The organism is Autumnicola lenta (genome assembly GCF_031846515.1).
Lineage (GTDB): Bacteria > Bacteroidota > Bacteroidia > Flavobacteriales > Flavobacteriaceae > Autumnicola > Autumnicola lenta.
On sequence record NZ_JAVRHO010000009.1, the window covers coordinates 1 to 19,341 of the forward strand.

Sequence of the window (19,341 nt, forward strand, 5' to 3'; positions counted from 1 at the left end):
TTTTGAAATTGAGCTTTTAGAAGTTGTTGATGCTGTCAATTAAGTTATAGATATATTGGAAGCCGGGTAGGAATAGAGTTGCTTTAAAGAACATTTTTGTTTTTCTAGTTGACAACGCTCCGGACAATTTTCTCATAAGTCCTAGATCAGTCTATTGTTTGCCAAGATAGGATAGGCAGCATATTTGCTATATGTTTTATTCATTTTGTCAGTGTAATGCGTTTTTAGATGTCCCGGCATCCAATTTTAAAGCAAGGGTGCCGGAACACTTGTTGTCAATAAAATGTTGAAGTTCGTTCTAATTAAAAATACGCCACCCCGGTATTTGCCATAATTAATTGTTGGCGACCGGACAATCAATTTACTTTTCTTAAGTAAATATATTTTTCATTTTCTTTTTTAAAGACATATTCTTTCCAGAAATTTTCATCATTCAAGTTGTAAACAGAAAAGTTCCAATCGGTTAAACTTGAGATTTGTTCTACCACTTTGTCCCCATAGTAGTTAGTATCAACTTCTTTAGGTACAAAATAGACCCATTCATAAATAGCATTCGAATTATTTAATAAAAGAAAATAACGGATAGTTTTCTTGCCATTCTCCTCTTCAATAAGAACTGGGTTTAAACTATATTCTTTATCTTTTGGAAAAATCAAGGAGTGCTTTGATATTTTTGTATAATTCTTAGAATCACTAGACTCTAAACTGTCATATTTCGTTTGCAATATTTTCTTTGCTCTTTCTTCATAAGAATCATTCTCAGCTTCTAAATCTTCAATCATGTTGTCGGCAACAATCTCATATAGTCCAATATAATCTCGATTATTTATTTCCTCCGTTTTCCAAATATTATCACCGTATTCATCCCATTCAGGATCTTTCTTTAGATCAGGTACTTTTTCAAATAATTTTGTATTCCAAAAGTCTTTATTAAAAGTTGTTGAATTCTCCTTAAAGAAATTCCAATTCTGTAAGTTGTTGAAGTATTGCTTTTTGGCAGAATCCATATTTGTAGCTTCGAAATAAGTCGCATTAGATTTATCTAAATACCAATGATTCTCAAATTTCACACCTTTTATAATGAAAGCATAAGTTTGGGGAATATCAAAAATTTCCTTGTCGCTTAATGATTTATCAGTTAAGATGGTAACGTTATTGTCATCATTATGATCGTTTAAAGATTTTAGATTTTGTTTCGAGCCTTGTTTAATATAAAATGCAACGAATTTCGTGCTGTCACTATTAATCAAAGTTTGATATAAGTCTGAATCTATTCTAAGAGCTGAATTTGTAATTATTTCTTTTGTAAAATCATTTTTTGAACCTATTTGATAATGTTTATATAAGAGTTCCTTATACCTCAAAAGGCTCAGTTCTTTTTCTCTTTTAAGACTTGGACTGTTCGATGCGATTATATATAATATTTCATTTAATCCTTGAGAAAGAGCATTGTTTAAAGTGCAACTAACAGATTGATCCTCACAAGCGAATTCGAAACCTGGATTAGTAGAGTTTCCTATAAATTTTTCTTGAAGAAGAATTGAATCTTGCTTGTGGTCAAATAACTGAAATTCAACTTCGGTATAGCTTTGTCCCTCTTTTTTAAATGATCTAATCGAAGGGAAATTCAATACATACTGCAGGTTTTTCTTTTTTGCCAATTGTTCAAGATCTTCTCTTGTTCCATTACTTTTTTTATTGCTAAGTTCTATTAAAAGATTAGGGAACTTCTCAAAGAATATATAAGCCAAAAATTGTTCGGCAATTAGGCTGGTATTATTGTAAAAATTTGATCTCTTAGAATATTCAATTTCAGCCGCTACCATTCTTTGAATATTCTCAGGCTGATTTTTAAATTCGGGAGAATTTAGATATTCTGTACTCTCTAGAGAATTATTATATTCTTTTAATTTTTCATTTATTTTTGAAATCTCCTCTTTAAAATCCTTTTCATATTTTACTGAGAATGGAGCAAGAATTAAAATTTCGGGTTCATATCTTTCTTGCCCATAAATTGAAATCGAAAGAAATAGTGCGAATAATAAAATCTTGTTCTTCACAGATAATTAGGTTTTGGCACCAATTGTTTTTAATTATTGCTAATTGGCAGAATAGGAGCGCGGATTTGCTTTCTTAACAGCTTTATTTCCTGGTTTCTAAAATTACACTTTTTCGATTTATCTCGTTATAGTGATAAGTTGTTTTTACCTTCAGTTATCTCTTGAAAAAGTCTTTTACTTTCAGAGTTTTTTGCAGGTGTAAACCATTTATAGTAGTCAAAGATATTATTTCTTAAATGATACATAATGATGATTCCTATAATAAGCATAAATGAGTATCCATAATAAGCATAAATGAGTATCCAAAAGTTATATTTTGTAAAATGTACAAGTCAGGATCATATTCTGGTAATACTGAAATTTCTTTGAAAGAATTAAAAATGGAAATTATAAACCAAATTATTCCAGGTAGAAAAAATTTGCCATCAAAATTCCAAATATTGATGGTGAAGTAAAAGGTTATAATAATAGAAGCAAACAATCTTATATCAAATTCATCAATAAGTTCCAGAACGCTTAATAGTTCAAATGCCAAAAATATTCCCCATATACCTGATAATATCAAATGGAGTATCTTATACTTTTTACGATTTGCTAAGGAAGGTTTAGAAGCTAATAAAAGTCGGAGTGAATCATCATCATATTGATCTTTAAAATGGTTATATAAATCTGTTTTAGAAACCCCATTTCGAACTCCTTTTTCAAGTTCGATTTTAATTTCTTTTTCTTTCATGGATTTGTGTGATAATTGCAACTAAAGGCCTTGTTCCTGTCAAGGTGCCGCAAAAGGTGCTCAGATATGTAGCCGTAACTTTTTGCTTTTTGGTTTCTGGAAGTACAATTTTTAATTAAAATCCGCCATTGGCCATTAATCGATGTTAAAAACCGGAAAAGCAACACACAATTGAGAATTTAGTCAATGTTGTACAATTTTAGATTCTTACCCATCCTGGTTTTTAGTAATAAGTAAATTGGTATGTGTAACTTTGAAAAATAGAATTATCTGCGGTACTCCATTTTCTATTTAAACTAACTGGATAATCTTCTTCATTAAATTCATAATTGTATTCCACGTATCCCACTTTTTCATTAGAATCACTATTAAACTCTTCTGCTGATGTTACATTATTTTGAGAAGAATAATTATAGATGTTTCTGAAATAAACTGGTTTAAGATTTCTATAAGGGTGAAATGTATTGTCATGTGTATAGGTAAGATAAGTGGGCCCAAATATATTGCTGGTATCCTCCATTCTAGTTAAATTTCCTTTAGAATCATATTCCATAGTTATAGTGCCATCAATATATTCCAGGCTTTCACAAGATGCCGTTTCCTGATAGTCATGCTGGTATTTAATTACCTTAGTTACCTGGCCAGAGGAATTATATTCAAATTCAACTTTGTCTACTGTAGGATCTGGAAAAAAACTTTCATCTTCTCCGGTTACAAATACATTAGTACAACTCCGGACGATCTCATCACCTTCATAGATTAATATGGTATTCTCTTCTCTTTGATCACCAAACGGACTTAATAGTGACAACGTATATGATTCCATTCTTCCATTATCATCATAAAAATATTCAAAAGTCCCAATTCCTTCATAGACAGAATTAACGTCGATTTTTGAAATGTTTCCATCCGAATTGTAGTAAAAGTTTGTTTCCTTTTCCAGGATTCCAAAAGAATATTCTTTTTCAGATTTCAGGAGATTACCTTCAGAAGGTATCGGTTCAGGATCATTCGGACTGTCTGAAGAACAGGAAGAAATTAAAATTAGAAATATTAATAACAGACCCTTACTTATGATTTTTTTGATTAGAGAATATGACATTAGCTTGATGATTGATTAAATAACAGGAATAATTAGTTAAATATAGTTAAAACATTAATCATGGAATCAGTGAATTTTGGAAAAGTACCCTGTGCTATACCTAAAAAATTTTTATGTTGAAATTTGAATTCAATGTTTATATCTATTAGATGCCGAAAGCTCTCTGTTTCTAGTTTATGATGTTTACGGGTATGGAGAATTTTGGGAGTAGGGACGCGGGACTGTTGGCTTAACCATTTTCTTTCTTGGTTAAAATTTAACTTTTTCGACAAGACCCGCCATTTGCGATATACGTAGTTACCCACAGGCTTTTTGCGTTCTGTTTTTCAAATAGTGTTCTTTCTCGTTTGCTGTGATTTGTGCGGTGGGCAAGGCATACTCTTTTGCAATTTTGGGTGGCGTGGTGGCTGTGAGCGAATTGCAAATGTGTATGGCTTTTAGCGTTGGCTTTGTTCTAAATAATTATCAATGGTTATTAATATTTTGTCTGGTGTCAACAAATCTTTAGGATTGCTACCGATAGAGTGCGGGATATATTTTTCATTTTTTAATTCCGAGATAATATTTGCTTTTGCATTGCCTTTGCCTGAATGATGAAAAATTTGCCCTGTTACAATTAAAGAAAATTTGCTTTGTCCTTTTTGTAAAGAACGTAAAACATTAGTATTTTGAAGTTTGGTATTATTGAAAAATTCGATTTTCCAATCTGTAGCAGATAATCCTACTTTTTCAAAATAGTTATTCAATTGTTTGCGTATTAATGCTTGGTCTGAAACTTCTCCAAGGACGCAAATATTAAATGGTTTTTCAATAGTTAACGTTCTTTTGACTGTATAAGTTGGTTGGATTTCATTTAAAGACCTTGCTAACGTTTCAATATTTTCTTGGGCCTCACTTAATTGCATTTCCAAAAGCTCTCGCTTGAACTTTTCATCATTTAACTCGTCTATTGTTTTTTCAAAGTCGGATAACCATTCCAAGTTTTCTTTTTCTTTTTCGGATTGGTCAATTTTACTTTCAATCAACTTCTTCTGACTTTGATTGTATTTAATTAAACGTTTTTCGAAAGATGATTCAAATGACTCAATGTCTTGGTCTTTCAATGCAGTAAAAAATGTGGCGTAATCCATTGGCGAAAGCATATAAAACCTAACTTTCTCTTTATTGTTCGCTCTTGTAATATAGTTTTTGCCTGCTTGAAGTTTTAGGGCATTTTCGGGTTTTAAATCATTATCGTCTTTAATCTCAACTATTATAGTTTCTTTTTTGGTTTTAATTATAAAGTCAGGATAAAAACCGTAATAAAAACCATTGGTTTTCTTGTATGCGATACCGAAATAACGACTTTCTCTTTCGCCATTCTTAAACCACCAAAGTATATCGTCATCAGTTTTGTCAACTTCTTCAATAAAATCAATTTCGGGCTGTGAAAAATTTATTTTGCCGTTTTTGTTTTTCTTTACATATAGCTTTTGGTCATTGTAGTTCTTAATTATTGATTTATATGAATTTTCAACGATGGCATAATCTGTAAATATGCTAATGCTTTCCGGTATTTCCCAATCTGGATTAGAAACCACTTCATCTTCTCTTGTGGGAAGGTTTGCATAAAGGTCTTTAGCTTGCTCCAATAATTTTCTAATTCTCGGATTATTGCTACGGTTCATTACGATTAGCGCAATTTTATCTTCATCGCCAATATTATAAGCGTGTTTGAACCAAGTACGTATTGAAGATTTAATTACGAGGACAGAACGAGCGATGGAATAAGGCTTTGCCATTTCTGCGCAAAAATCTGTATAACTTGAAGCAATATCATTGATGTCCTTTCTAATGCTTTTACTGTCGCTAAATTCAACTTCTTGTTTGGAATCTTTGTCAATACCTTTAACTACGCCTTCCAATCCCACATTTTTATGAATTTCTTTTATGTTTGGATTGATTTCGGATTTGGTATCGAGTTCTTTTGCTGAGTCCAATAAACATTTTCTAAAGGCACCTGATAATCTTGTAAGTTCTCTTTTTCTGCGAATGAATTCGCTCGTGAGTTTTATAGGTTTGGTATTGATGTTTTCATCCCTTTCCATTGGAAGGTCGCTAACGTAATTGTTTGCAAGTTCCTGAACAATTTCAAAATTATCTGATGCCGAATAAATGTAGCCATAATTTAATTCGGGATGTGTAATGTAATGCTTTTGTTCTGGCATACGCATTATACGACCCAAGGTTTGAATATTAAAACTGTAACGCTCCTGTTTCCATTCACGTTGCAAAAATATCAATGATGCTCTTGGGCAATCCCAACCAAGTGCAATGGCCTCTTTAAATATTAACACATCAATTGGACTGTTACCTGGTTTAACCTTTTCATCAAGCTCTTTAATATCAACCCCTGAAATTCTTATTTCAAGGTTCCCGTTTGCAATGGTAATGCTATGGTCTGCCAATAAACCAATAATATAATCTTCTGGATTTGAACTGTCTGTTTGTTTTTTATTGGGAATTTGTATTAAAAGCAAGGGATTTATGTCAGTACCTTCCTTTTCATAAAAATGCTTGAGTTGTTTTCTTTTTTTGAGAGCTACTTCCAACAAGTCTTTATTCTCGCGAATGCTTTTGCTATTAGGATTTATCCTAACCTCGCTTTTAATCATACCTTGTGCTATGACCTTTGCTAATGGAATATCTATTAATGTTCCATTAATATTTGACGGCGTAGCCGTCATTTCTACAATAAGTGTTGGGTTTACTTCTTCAATTACTTCTTTGGCTTTGTCTGTACTTGCCGTTCTATGGCTTTCGTCAATTATAAGTATAATTTCCCTGCCTTCTTCTTTGGTGTTTTGGACTACGGAGTGAAGATTCCAGTCCAACTCATTTTCTAAACGAAAAGAATTGTTTTTTTTAATTAAACTGTCCCAATTAATGAATACAATTTCGTTTTCTTCAATCACATTATTTTGTAAATCATCAATTGTAATACAATCCAATAATTTTTCATCCTCTAAATATCGAGTGAGACTTTCCCGACTTTGTTCGTGCAGTGAATTTACGGATAGCCAAATAAATGAATATGATTTTGTGGCTTGTTCCTTTACAATTTTGGTCAATGCTTGTGAAATCATATAGGTTTTGCCCGAGCCCGTTGGGGCTTTGAATACTATTGCACCTTGTTCTCTGTACTCATCATTTAAAAGTTCGACTGCGGTGGCTGAAATTTTATCTTTATATTCCTGTTGATACGCTATATGCTTCATTTATTCTTCAATTTTGCAATTTTCCGATATACGTTTAATATGGCCTCTGGAATAGGTTTGACTTTAAATGGCTTGTTTAGTGTTTCAAAATCTTCCTCCATATAATTGTGGTCATAGCTGAACACAAATATTATTATTTCAGATGTGTGTTTTAGTTTGTTTAAAAAGTCGCAACAGCTTCCTATGTAATCTTCATCATAAATAATTGCTGTGTGCTTGTTCTTGTTTCTGAAAATCGCATATTCTTTTTGTTTCGATTTTTGATGTACAGTTTCAAAGGTGTTTTATGCAATACAAAGTAGTTCGGTGCTTTTTGCGACAAGATTTCTTTTGTCATTATCGGTTAATACAATTGGTACATAATCTGTTTTGAAGTATTTTAAATTAGCAGGAATGCCCCTAACATCATTGTATCCATTTATTACCCTTTGTAATCTTGGATAGGTAACTTCTTCACAGATATTGTTCTCGTTGTTTGTGCAGAGAATACACTGTCTTTGACCTTCATCCATTTTATTTAATTCTATTACTGCCTGTCCTGTTGTTCCGCTACCTGCAAAAAAATCAAGTATAATGGCATCTTTTTTGCCCGTAAGAAATAAAATATCTTTAATTAATTCTATAGGTTTTGGATTGTTAAAAGCCTCATATCCTAAAATTTCCTTTAATTGATTTGTTCCGTTACCACTACTATATTCTGGTCTATAAAGAACTGATTTTGGTTTTTTAGAAGGTAAATTGCCAAGTTTTGGTCTTTGTTTTTTGTTTAAAGTGATGCCATTTTTTGTTCGAGTAACAATAACATCTTTAATGTGTGTTTGAAATTTGTGGTCGTAACCCCAAGTCCATCTCAACAGTTCGTTTTTAGAATTAATTGGAAGAACAACTTCGAATCCTTTATTCTTATATTTTTCGATTAAAAGTTTTACAAAATCATCATCAAATGTATCTGTATTCTTATCATATATTTTTGAATGCTCTTCTTCTTGGATTAGAGATACTTTGTCATCTTTAATTAATAATGGAAAATACATTTGTTCCCTGTCTTCTCTATATTTTTCCTTTCCGTCTGCTAATATTCCTCTTCCTTTTTTGTAAGGACCTTTTTCATCGTTTGACCACAAATCGTCAGAATCTTCCTCAACATCAAACTCTAAAATTGTTGCTTTAGATTTTACTTTTGCATAAAACAATGTGTATTCGTGGGTACCAGCAAAGCCAAATTGGTCTTGGTTGCCCTTTAAATTCATAATTGTTGGCACAGTTCCAATATGATTGAGTTCTCCAAATATTTTATCGCAGAGCAGTTTAAGATTAAAAACCTCGTTATCGTCAATAGATATAGCAATAATGCCTGTGTCTTTTAAAAGGTTTTTAGCTAAACGCAGTCTTTTATTCATAAAAGAAAGCCAAGTGCTATGACGAAATCTATCTTCTTTTTTTATGAATCTGTCATTATAACGAAAATCGGTTTTACCTGCTTTATCAGTTTTTCCCGTATTATAAGGCGGGTCAATATATATGACATCTATACCTTTTTTATGAGTAAAATTGAGTGTGTATAATGTGTGGTAATTGTCGCCTTCGAAGATGAAATGGGTTGGTTTTTCAGGGTCTTTTTTTATTTCTTTTTTTTTGTCCTCGACCAAAACTGGCAATTCCTTTTCGCAACGGTCTGCAATTTTTTCTGGTTTGTCCTCCCAAACCAAGCCATATCCTTTTTTTTCAAGTTTTTCTAATTTGGCAATTAGTTGTTCTTTAGAGTAATTTTCGTATTTGGTCTTGGCCATTTATCTTTTTTCCGTTATTTTTTATTAAGGCTATAAAAGTAATTAACATATTTTACAAATTTTCTAATCGGACAAAATAATGTCGTTAGTATGTTCGGATTTGAGCGATGAAAAAAACAGCTCTTTTATTTTTTTGGAGTTGGCTTTTTTAGCGTGGGAAAAAAATAAATGTGCTGTGTGCGCGATGGTATTTTTCAGATGGATTTTATTGGTAGTTCGGATTTTTCAGCTTGTGGGTAACATACTCATAAATGTACCATTACATTTATTTACAAGCTATTCTAGATTAATTTACCAGAGGGTAGGGATTCCGGTGATATAGTAGTAAATCTAAATAAAATCTTAAAAACGAAAGATGATTCCTTCAGTTTTTTACCTGTTTTTGTTTTCGTCCGGTCTTCAGGAGTTTTATAAAATGGTCAGACAACAGAAAATACATAGGTATGAAAATAGGAAATAGGAGATAATGTCTAAAGCGAGAGATGGCCTCAGCAGGGGCTTTTGCTTTATTTTAACACCGAAAATAGGGCTTTCCTGTTCTTTTTTTCTAATTTGTTTTATCTAATCAACAAAACCAAAAATTATGAAGAAACTATTTTTATTATTTGCATTATTGTTTTCAGTAAGTACATCGTTTGTTTCCTGCAGGGATACTCCTGAAGAGGAGAGAGCTGAAGAAGCGGCAGAAGCCGTTGAGGAAAGAGCAGATGAAATCGAGGAAGCAGCAGATGAAGTTGAGGATGAATATTAGTACGCTCAGCATCTGAAATATTTAAAATAAAATCTCATATAGGGTAAATTTTTATTTCCTTATCAGATTTTCAATATTAAATCTTCATTGTTTGATCGCGTTCCGGCTGTCTCTTATCCTAATAAGGGTGAAATGGCAAAGCACGAGAGTAACACGTGAAGGTTGTTAAAAAAAGGCTGTCGAATTTCGACAGCCTTTTGCAGTGTTTAGCTCCTTATGGTCATATTTGGCTTTTTTAAGTAGAAACTCTGAAATCCCGGGGCTTTTAAAGAGCAAATCTTTCCATTAGAAATATTTGAAGCTAATCTTTTACTATGAAAGACAATTTCTCCACAAAATCGGCAGATTATGCCAAATTCCGACCTGTTTATCCTCAGGAAGTATACGATTTTATCGAAAAACAGCTTCCACAGAAGCAAAAAGCATGGGATTGCGGTACAGGGAATGGACAGGTAGCCGCAGAACTGGCAAAGTTCTTTGAAAAAGTGTCTGCAACAGATATCAGCGAGCAACAACTAAGTCATGCCCCCAAAATGCCAAATATCGACTACTCCGGGCAGCCTGCCGAGTCTACAAATTTTCCCGATGATCATTTTGATCTGGTAACTGTGGCGCAGGCGATACATTGGTTCAAATTTAATGAATTCTATAAGGAAGTAAAGCGTGTTCTAAAGCCAGGGGCGATAATTGCCATTTTTGGCTACGGACTTTTTAAAAGTAATCCGGAAACCAATAAAGTCATCGATCATTTTTACCGAAATATAATAGGGGAGTACTGGGATCCGGAAAGGAGATACCTGGATGAGGAATATAAAACGATTCCCTTTCCTTTTAAGGAAATTAAAACCCCAAAAATCTCCCTTCAGCTTCACTGGAGTTACGATCAGCTAATTGGCTATCTAAAAACCTGGTCCGCAGTAAAGCATTATGAAAAAGCCAACGGAAGAAACCCGGTAGATCTTATTGCAGAAGACCTGAAACAAGCTTTTGGCGAAAATGGGGAAATTACGTATCCTATTTTATTCAGAATGGGGAAATTTCAGTAGTCAGTCTTTCATTTTACTCAAAAGCAGTATTTTTTATTACAACTGAAAATAAAAAAACCAAAATTCTGATTCCTTAACTTTAGGAATCAGAATTTTGGTTTTCTGTTTTTATTTTTGAGAGAATTCAGAATGCCACAACAGCATTTTAATCCGCTTTGCTCTAAGAAATTTATTGCTTTACGCTGCAGCCAATCGCTTTTGTTTCTTTAGTAGTCACTTCTTTTCCCGCTAAAAGTTCGTTTACGGCATTGGCCAGAAAACGTTCGTTTACGGCATCAGCATTTCGCACATTATCATCAATGGCGCCGATATACTTTACAATATTTTTTCTGTTTTCTTTCTGAAGCAAATAAACATGAGGGGTTTTTGTAGCACCATAACTGGCATGAACCGTTTGGCTTTCATCAAACAGGTAAGGAAAAGTAAATCCTGCTTCATCAGCTTTTTGCTGCATTTTACCAAAAGTGTCATCCGGTTGCACCTCAGGATTATTCGGATTAATAGCAATTACAGGATAGCCTTTTTCCTTAAATTCCTGGTCCAGCGCCACAATTCGATCTTCACTGGCCACGGCAAAAGGACAGGTATTACAGGTAAAAATAACGATATAACCTTTGGCATCAGGATAATCTGAAAGGGAGACCATCGAGCCGTCTACATTTTTCAGGTTAAAGTCGGTCGCTTCATCGCCTATCGTGTAGCCGTAAGCCGTAGTTGTTTCTTCTTCAGAAAGAATGGCCATTTCCTTTTTTTCTGAATTTTCAGGCACGTCTCTTTGAGCTGCATCCTTACAACTGCCTAAAGAAAGTGTGGCTATAAGAGCCAGAACGGGTAAAAACATTTTTGTTTTCATATTTATAAAAATGATTGAAGTTCAGTGTTTAATTCTTCGTAAGTAAAGGTACGTTCATAAAATTTCCGTTCCTGTTGGTTTAAAATAATAGTAGCGGGAATAGCGCCGCTCCATTCTTCAGAGACTTTTGGTATCCAGGAATTGGCATCAGGATCATCCAGCAGTACCACTTCACTTTTTAAATTGTTTTCTTTCATAAAAGGAATTACCTGCTGTTCTATCTTATCAGGAAAATCGAGGCTGGCCAAAACCACTTTTACCTTCTTACTGGCAAGCTGTTTATTCAGCTTTTCAAAGGCCGGTAATTCTTCCACACAGGGTTTGCACCAGGTTGCCCAGAAATTAATGACATAGGTAGTGTCATTTTTTTTCTGAAGATATTTCGAATCAAAAGCTTCAAAATCGACAGTACTGACTACAGCCGAAGATGCAACTTCTTTTTCTGAAGAATTTTTCTGCACCGTTTCTTCAGAAGTATTGATACTTTCAGTTGTTTTTGCATCGTCTGCGCAGGCAAAACAAAGACTAACTGCTATAAGACTCATTAGCTTTTTCATCTCGTAAAAATATTCAATCAGATTGATATTCATGAAGCAAAAGAGTTAAATAGTTAGAAGTCGGGAAGTAAATTGTGAAGAGAAAAGGATGATGATGTATGTGAAGGACAGAAAGTTAGCACTGACAAGGACGAGTGGTTTCTTGTAGGTTTATTCCTGATTGGATGGTGGTACGGGAGATCTTCAGAAAATATTGGGGAAGAGCAAAATTAAAGTAAAAATTCTATATTTAGTGCTGGAAAATATGGCGGAATTTTTGATGCTTTAGCCTCAATTTCCAAAAGCCGCAGTTTATATTTTGTTGCGGTTTAAATTTTTAAGTTATTGATTATGAAAAAAACATATGTAATTCTTCTACTGATTTTTACGGTGAACCCGGCGCTTCTTTCAGCTCAGATAGGAGATCAGTCTGTTACTCAACAAGTTCTCCAGGAATTGAACAGGGAGAGGACGTTGCTGAGTCAGAACCTCGACTTCAGAATAAAAGAAATAGATTCCAAGATTAATAATCTGGACGAGAGTATTAAGAATACCAATTCTGCCGCAGAAAAGGTGGAAAAGCTCGTGGAACGGGTTAAATTCCTGGAAGAGCGTCAGGAAGAAATAGATAAAAATACTGTTGGTGTTTATAAATATAATTACAGTTCAGCTGTCCTGAATCTGGCCTCTATGGAGCGCGAAATAAAGCCGCTCAATTTATTTAATTCTTCACGCGAATTTTATTCGACATTAGATAAAGTTAGCAACCCAATGAATTATGAAGGATATAAAGAATGGTTTGGGAACTTTAAAAAGTATATAGAAGAAGAACAGGAAGACGATGCGAAATTAGCAGCGCTAAACCATATTATTGGTGTTACGGGAGATCTTGCCCAGGGAACGCCTTTTACAGGAATGTTTGCCGGAACGCTTTTCGACGGAATCAGTCAGTTTGTAAATTCTCTGGGGCGACGCGACCGGGAAATGAAAGAGAAAAGTCTTGCAATGCTTAAACTGACGACCACAGTTTCCCAGTTTACGCACGATAAAGATCTTATTGAAACGGAATGGGAGGCGATCAATAAAAGCCTGGATGAACTTAAGGAACTTCAGAACAAAGCGATGAAGGAGAATCTTGTGAACATTTTGGGGATCGATCTGAAGGAGTTTGAGCAAAAATTCACCAATGAAACCGATGCTAAAAAAAGAACTCAGTACATTCTCGATATTTCTAAAGTCGCAGAAAATAAAATCGCTGAAGAGAAGACTAAAAATCCGGAGAACTGGAAACAGGATTATTATGACCAGATGATGACGGTTCAAAATCTGAAAATCCGCTTCGGAACAATTACGTTCAGGATTCTTGAAAATCTGAATAAATATGAAGGACTGATCCAAAAATATCAGAATGATAAATATCTGAAAGATGAAATGGCGCAGTTAAAACTGAAGCTGAACCTGGTGAGAAACAGTTTTGAATCGACTTTTAATCCGCAGGAATACATCAAAGCATCCAACGAGATGTATGTTGTTGAGTAAAGTTTAAAGTTTAAGGTTTAAAGTTTTAAAGTAAAAAAGTTGAAAGTAGAAAGTAGAAAGATCGGAACTGCTTTTAACAGCGACAAACAACAAACAATAAACTACTAAAAAAAAGGTTTCCTGAATTTAATTACAACAACCTCTTTTTTAGTATAATTCTGTTAAACCAGTTTATCCACCTGTCTGGCGATTTCCAGTTCCTCATTAGTAGGAATAACCATGACTTTAACCTTAGAAGATTCGCTGCTGATTATCCTGTTCTCTTTAGAACGAATATCGTTCTTACTAGGATCCAGCTCAATGCCAAGAAAATCCATATTCTCACAAATAAGATTTCTCATGGTGCTGCTGTTTTCTCCAATTCCGGCGGTAAAAACGAGGAGGTCCAGGCCATTCATTGCGGCTACATAGGAGCCGATATACTTTTTGATCCTGTAGGCGTTCATTTCTAAAGCCAGCTTACATTCACGGTTTCCTTTTTGTGCTTCTGTTTCAATATCGCGTAAATCGCTAAAACCGGTTAAACCCAGCATTCCGCTTTTTTTGGTAAGTATTTCATTTACTTCTTTCAGACTATAGCCTAATTTATCTACCAAATGGAATATAACGGAAGGATCTATATCGCCGCTTCTGGTTCCCATAATTAATCCGGAAAGCGGAGTGAAACCCATGGAATGGTCTACACTTTTTCCGTTTTCTACTGCCGTAATACTACAGCCGTTCCCAAGATGAACACTGATTATTTTAGAATCGGATTTCCCCAGCTTTTCGATCGCCTGTTCTGAAACATATTTGTGGCTCGTACCATGAAATCCGTAAAGACGAATATCATTTTCTTCTGTTAGTTTATTCGGAATTGCATATTTATAGGCTTTCGCCGGAATACTGCTATGGAAGGCGGTATCAAAAACTGCTACCTGTTTCGCATTTGGAAAAACTTCTTCTGCTACTTCTATCCCTGTAAGATTGGGCGGATTATGCAGCGGAGCCAGAGAAAACAATGACTTAATTTCCTGTTTTACTTCGTCGTTTATAACTGTGGTTTCAGAGAAAGTTGTTCCGCCGTGAACCACCCGGTGACCAATAGCTGTAATATCTGAGGCGTTCTTGATCACTCCTTTTTCGGGATCCATAAGCAGGTTGGTAACTGCTTTTAATGCTACCGAGTGATTGGGAACGTCTTGTTCTTGTTTTCCGGAATATCCTTCAGAAGTAAAATGTATTTCTGAATTTTGTTGACCAATGCGCTCTACAAGTCCTGAAGCCAAAACTTTTTCTGCAGGCATTTGAATGAGTTGGAATTTAAAGGAAGAACTTCCGGTGTTTATTACTAATATATTTTTCATATTCTGATACTTGATTTAAACCAAATTTGTCTTAAATCCATGCTTTTGTTCATTTTTTCCATTGATGAAAAAACGAACCAAAAAAATCTAGGCTTACGAATTTTTATCTAAATTTATTGTTCTGCACCTAAATTTTAGGAACTCGCTACTAACTTTTATCTAAATAGAATGATTCGTTTAGCTCAAACAGCCTAAAATTTCACGGTACATTCACTTCAAATTTTACGATAAATATTCGATAGGCCAAAAAAGGTTGGCGAGTAATTTTTTTTTAATTTCACTACTCACTACTCACTACTCACTACTCACTACTCAGCACCCATTCCCTGAGCCTGGATTGCGGTTAGAATTACGGTGTTAAAAACATCATCTACAGTACAGCCACGGCTAAGGTCATTTACCGGTTTATTTAGTCCCTGTAGCATTGGTCCAATTGCCAAAGCTCCGGTTTCCCTTTGTACTGCTTTATAAGTGTTGTTTCCTGTATTTAGGTCGGGGAAAATAAGCAGGTTTGCCTGTCCTGCTACTTCAGAATCCGGCATTTTGCTTTTCCCAACAGAAATATCCACGGCTGCGTCGTATTGAATTGGTCCTTCAATTTTAAGATCGGGACGTTTCTTTTTTACAATTTCAGTAGCCTGGCGCACGCGGTCTACATCGGCTCCTTTTCCGGAGGTTCCCGAGGAGTAGGAGAGCATGGCAATTTTTGGATCTATCCCAAAAGCAAAGCAGCTTTCCGCAGAAGAAATAGTGATTTCCGCGAGCTCTTCTGCAGTAGGATTCGGATTAATTGCGCAATCTCCAAAAACCGAAACCCTGTCTTCCAGGCACATAAAAAACACTGAAGAAACTACAGAAACTCCCGGTTTTGTCTTGATAAACTGAAGTGCAGGTCTGATGGTGTGCTGAGTGGTATGCGCCGCTCCAGAAACCATTCCGTCGGCATGGCCTTTATAAATCATCATGGTTCCGTAATAGGAAACATCGGTCATCCAGTCCCTGGCCATATCCATATTCACTCCCTTGTGCTTTCTTATTTCGTATAAAGTTTGAGCATAGTCCTGAAAATGTTCTGATTTTTCCGGATCTATTATATTGAATTTATCAAGGTCAATATTAAGGCCCAGTTTCATGATTTTTTGTTTGATCACCTCTACATCACCAAGAAGAGTAATATCAACAATATCAATAGCCAGAAGTCTTCCGGCGGCAATTAAAATCCGATCATCGGTGCCTTCAGGCAAAACAATATGCTTTTTGCTCTGCTGCGCCCGCTTTACCAGCCCATACTGGAACATGCGTGGCGTGATCCCGTGAGGTTCAAAATTGATAAGACGTTCCACTAAAGGATCAAAAGAAACATAGCGTTCAAAAGTGCTTATCGTAGTTTCAATTTTCTGAATACTATCCGCATAAATATTAGATTTTATAGCACCGACGCGGTTTGTCACATTAAAAGTTCCATCTTCAACAGAAATTATTGGGACAATTTCAGAAAGACCTTCAATTAATTTAAGAATAGAAGGCTCAGGTGTAAGTCCGCCGGTAAGGATAATTCCGGAAATCCTTGGATAGTTGCTGGAAATATTGGCCTGTAACGCACCCAGAATTATATCTGCCCTGTCGCCGGGAGTTATCACCAGGCTTTCATTTCTAAGGGTGGTAAGATAATTTCGAAGCTGCATAGCTCCAACACCAAAGTTCCCGGTTTGGTTATTCAGAAATTCATGTCCGAATAATATTTTACCATCAAGGGCTTTCACGATTTCTTTAAGCGTGGGATTGTTTAAAGTTTCTATGAGCGGAATGGCAAAAACGTCTATTTCTTCAGGAAGGAATTCGCGCATGTGTTTTTTGGCAGATTCCAGATTTTCTTCCAGAACCTTATTGCTCACCATCGCAATTACATCTACATCCTTTTCTATAAAAGCATTATACGCCATCCTAAGGCTTCCCAGGTGTTCTTCCCAGGTTTTATTTTTACCGCTCGCGATAATAATTACAGGTATACCAAGGTTTCTTGCCGTCACGACGTTCACATCAAACTCGAAAACGCTTCCTTCTCCAGAAAAATCGCTTCCTTCCACCAGCACAAAATCATATTCTTCTTCCAGTTTTTTGTACTTACGGATAATTGTATCTATTACTTCCCCCGATTTCCCTTCATTTCTCTTCTGAATCAATTGATTCCTGGTAAAAGCATACGTATCCTCATAAGGTAGCTGAAGATCGAAGTAAGAAAGGACGGTATCTATATGATTATCTCTTTTTCCCTCGGGAACATCGTTAATAATGGGCCTGAAGTATCCAACTTTTACCGTTTTTCCCAAAAGGGTACGCATTAATCCAAGGGAGATCATCGATTTCCCGCTATGAGATTCTAATGTGGCAATATAAATTCCTTTATTCATTACAAATATTATTATGGAGCCAAAATTAAGGCAGATAACGAGAAAGCCTTCTTTGGTTTGGTTAAATTCATGCAAAAACTGATGAAGATCAGCATTTGGTTATAATATACGGAAAAAGGAACAGCATGAAAAAATGGTGAAAAACAGAGGAGGCTAAAAATTGCCAATTTTCGACCTGCTGAAAGTACGAGGTAAGAAGTACGAAAAGCTTTTCTCAGCTTTGGACATTCTTAACCGGAAACGTGGGCAGTGTTAAAAACTTACACGGTTGAAGAAAAGATGAACACTTAAAAAGAGGTGTAGCCTCGAAAAGGGCGATTATAGGGCTGCTATTGTTGTGATTTATCCTGGCAATAGACCTCACAAATTAAAACCTGTAAGATATTTTCTATTTCGAAGCTAAAAAGTCTCGTCCAAAAATTGGCAATTAGTGAGCTTCCTTTTTTTGAAAGGCAACATTTTTAGAACTATTTTGGCAAAACCAGTCAGGTTTCCAAAACCTGACTGGTTTGACACGCAAAGAATCGACTGCATAAAAAGTCTAACCCGAAAATTGCCAATTTTCGACCTTCAGTTTAAAAATGACATTTAGCAATTTTGGTTTCTAACTTCTTTCCGCACCAATATTAATTCTCGGTTCTAATTGCTATCTTTGCAGCCGCAAAATTTACTGCAACAAAATTAAGTATATGAAAGCCGGAATTGTAGGATTACCTAATGTTGGAAAATCAACACTTTTTAACTGTTTGTCCAACGCCAAAGCGCAAAGTGCCAACTTTCCGTTTTGTACGATAGAACCAAATATTGGAGTCGTAAATGTTCCGGATTCCCGTTTGCAAAAATTGGAAAGCTTAGTTAATCCAGAGCGTGTGCAACCGGCCACGGTCGAAATTGTGGATATTGCAGGCCTCGTTAAAGGTGCAAGTAAAGGAGAAGGTTTGGGAAATCAATTTCTTGGAAACATCAGAGAAACCGATGCAATCCTTCATGTTTTGCGCTGTTTTGAAAATGAAAATATTGTTCATGTAGATGGTTCTATAGACCCCATCAGGGACAAGGAAACTATAGATATAGAACTTCAGCTAAAAGACCTGGAAACGGTTGATAAAAAGTTGGAAAAGGTAAAAAGAGCTGCCAAAACCGGGAATAAAGAAGCTCAGAAAGAGGAGGCTGCACTTTTAAAACTGAAAGAAGGGCTGGAAGCAGGAAAATCTGTGAGGGCTATTGAAGTTTCCGAAGATGAACATAAAGAATTTGTGAAGCCACTTCAATTTATAACAGATAAACCGGTGATGTATGTTTGTAATGTGGATGAAGGATCTGCAGTTGATGGAAACAAGCATGTCGACAGGGTTAGAGAAGCTGTAAAAGACGAAAATGCTGAAGTTTTAGTACTCGCTGTTGGTACTGAAGCTGATATTACAGAATTAGATGATTTTGAAGAGCGGCAAATGTTTCTTCAGGATATAGGACTTGAAGAACCGGGTTCTGCAAAACTTATCCGTGGCGCATACAGTCTGCTGAATTTACAAACGTATTTTACTGCCGGCGTTAAGGAAGTCCGCGCATGGACGATTCCTGTAGGTTCTACAGCACCACAGGCTGCCGGAGTAATCCATACCGATTTTGAAAAGGGTTTTATTCGCGCCGAAGTTATTTCTTATGAAGATTTTGTGGGCTTCGGAAGTGAAGCAAAAGTAAAAGAAGCCGGAAAAATGAAGGTAGAAGGGAAAGAGTACATTGTAAAGGACGGCGATGTGATGCATTTTAGGTTTAATGTGTAGATACGCCCAATCGGGCAATGTGTAGAGACGCTCGATCGAACGTCTCTACACATTGCCCGATTGGATTGTGAAATCTTTGTTAATTACTTTGTGCTGCTACTATTTCAACTTTTTAAGGTAAACCTTATATTAG

At 35.4% G+C, this 19,341-nt stretch carries 13 protein-coding genes; 4 read left to right on the forward strand and 9 right to left on the reverse strand.

Features of this window, described 5'->3' with window-relative positions; all coding sequences use genetic code 11:
* Window positions 1-356 precede the first annotated feature (356 nt).
* The 5 genes from RM545_RS07685 to RM545_RS07705 form a co-directional block, all read right to left on the reverse strand.
* Window positions 357-2,060 (reverse strand): hypothetical protein, encoded by a 1,704-nt coding sequence (locus tag RM545_RS07685; RefSeq protein ID WP_311494733.1) that lies wholly within the window; start codon window positions 2,058-2,060, stop codon window positions 357-359.
* 256 nt (window positions 2,061-2,316) lie between these two features.
* Entirely contained in the window at window positions 2,317-2,793 is a 477-nt protein-coding gene (locus tag RM545_RS07690; protein WP_311494734.1) for a hypothetical protein, read from the reverse strand.
* Window positions 2,794-3,016: 223 nt separating this feature from the next.
* Complete coding sequence (locus tag RM545_RS07695) at window positions 3,017-3,895, reverse strand: hypothetical protein (RefSeq protein WP_311494735.1); 879 nt, start codon at window positions 3,893-3,895, stop codon at window positions 3,017-3,019.
* 437 nt (window positions 3,896-4,332) lie between these two features.
* Window positions 4,333-7,152, reverse strand: coding sequence for a DEAD/DEAH box helicase (locus RM545_RS07700; protein ID WP_311494736.1), 2,820 nt, complete (start codon window positions 7,150-7,152; stop codon window positions 4,333-4,335).
* 284 nt (window positions 7,153-7,436) lie between these two features.
* A complete protein-coding gene (locus RM545_RS07705; protein WP_311494737.1) occupies window positions 7,437-8,942 on the reverse strand; it encodes a site-specific DNA-methyltransferase in 1,506 nt (501 codons plus the stop codon).
* Between the two features lie 583 nt (window positions 8,943-9,525).
* Between RM545_RS07705 and RM545_RS07710 the strand changes: the two genes are divergently transcribed.
* Together RM545_RS07710 and RM545_RS07715 are read left to right on the forward strand one after the other, a co-directional pair.
* Window positions 9,526-9,693, forward strand: coding sequence for a hypothetical protein (locus RM545_RS07710; RefSeq protein ID WP_311494738.1), 168 nt, complete (start codon window positions 9,526-9,528; stop codon window positions 9,691-9,693).
* A 314-nt stretch (window positions 9,694-10,007) separates the two neighbouring features.
* Complete coding sequence (locus tag RM545_RS07715; protein ID WP_311494739.1) at window positions 10,008-10,739, forward strand: class I SAM-dependent methyltransferase; 732 nt, start codon at window positions 10,008-10,010, stop codon at window positions 10,737-10,739.
* Between the two features lie 169 nt (window positions 10,740-10,908).
* Here RM545_RS07715 and RM545_RS07720 read toward each other — a convergent pair whose 3' ends face one another.
* On the reverse strand, window positions 10,909-11,592 hold the full coding sequence (locus RM545_RS07720; RefSeq protein ID WP_311494740.1) for a thioredoxin family protein: 684 nt from the start codon (window positions 11,590-11,592) through the stop codon (window positions 10,909-10,911).
* A 2-nt stretch (window positions 11,593-11,594) separates the two neighbouring features.
* Window positions 11,595-12,182 carry a TlpA disulfide reductase family protein gene (locus tag RM545_RS07725; protein WP_311494741.1) on the reverse strand — a complete coding sequence of 196 codons (588 nt, stop codon included), beginning with the start codon at window positions 12,180-12,182 and terminating at the stop codon, window positions 11,595-11,597.
* A 297-nt stretch (window positions 12,183-12,479) separates the two neighbouring features.
* Between RM545_RS07725 and RM545_RS07730 the strand changes: the two genes are divergently transcribed.
* Entirely contained in the window at window positions 12,480-13,667 is a 1,188-nt protein-coding gene (locus RM545_RS07730) for a hypothetical protein (RefSeq protein WP_311494742.1), read from the forward strand.
* A 161-nt stretch (window positions 13,668-13,828) separates the two neighbouring features.
* Here RM545_RS07730 and RM545_RS07735 read toward each other — a convergent pair whose 3' ends face one another.
* Together RM545_RS07735 and pta are read right to left on the reverse strand one after the other, a co-directional pair.
* On the reverse strand, window positions 13,829-15,013 hold the full coding sequence (locus tag RM545_RS07735; protein ID WP_311494743.1) for an acetate/propionate family kinase: 1,185 nt from the start codon (window positions 15,011-15,013) through the stop codon (window positions 13,829-13,831).
* A 308-nt stretch (window positions 15,014-15,321) separates the two neighbouring features.
* Complete coding sequence (pta, locus tag RM545_RS07740) at window positions 15,322-17,424, reverse strand: phosphate acetyltransferase (protein ID WP_311494744.1); 2,103 nt, start codon at window positions 17,422-17,424, stop codon at window positions 15,322-15,324.
* Window positions 17,425-18,113: 689 nt separating this feature from the next.
* On the opposite strand from pta, the gene ychF reads away from it, so the two are divergent.
* Entirely contained in the window at window positions 18,114-19,208 is a 1,095-nt protein-coding gene (gene ychF / locus RM545_RS07745; protein WP_311494745.1) for a redox-regulated ATPase YchF, read from the forward strand.
* Window positions 19,209-19,341 lie beyond the last annotated feature (133 nt).